Genomic DNA, 527 nt, shown 5'->3' with positions numbered 1-527 from the left:
CACCTATCTTCTTTGCTTCTCTCTCAATCTTAAGGTGGGGTCTTGCTACCCGTTAATGAGGGATCAAATTCCACTCTTTATTACTTTTCATTTTATACTCTGCAAGCGTTTTATCTCCTGTATTGTTATCCTTGTTTTTCGCTTTGTATTCTCTAGGTGTATCTAGTTTATACCTATACGTTTAGAAATATTTTTAGCATATCTCATCTTATTCCCTGTATAAAAAACTTTCCCCTGCAATGTTTATGGAAAATATAATTGCTATTTATAGATAATAATTTTATGGATTATTTATCGTTGATATGGCCATATTGATATGCAATTTTACATTTTCCAAATAAAGTAAGTCGATATACAAGGTACTATTAAATTATATTAAAAACATTTTTTATCAAACAATTCATATAGATTGATGAAAACCATTATATTTTATGCTTAATTATCAGATTATAATTCTTTCACTTAGTGAAGTGATTCGTAGCATTTAATTTTGGGGATATAATGTTTTTTCTAATATGAACATTAAA

Origin of the sequence: Bacillus sp. JJ1127 (assembly GCF_036965845.1) — a bacterium.
Lineage (GTDB): Bacteria > Bacillota > Bacilli > Bacillales > Bacillaceae_G > Bacillus_A.
Note: the sequence above shows the minus strand (reverse complement) of the source record.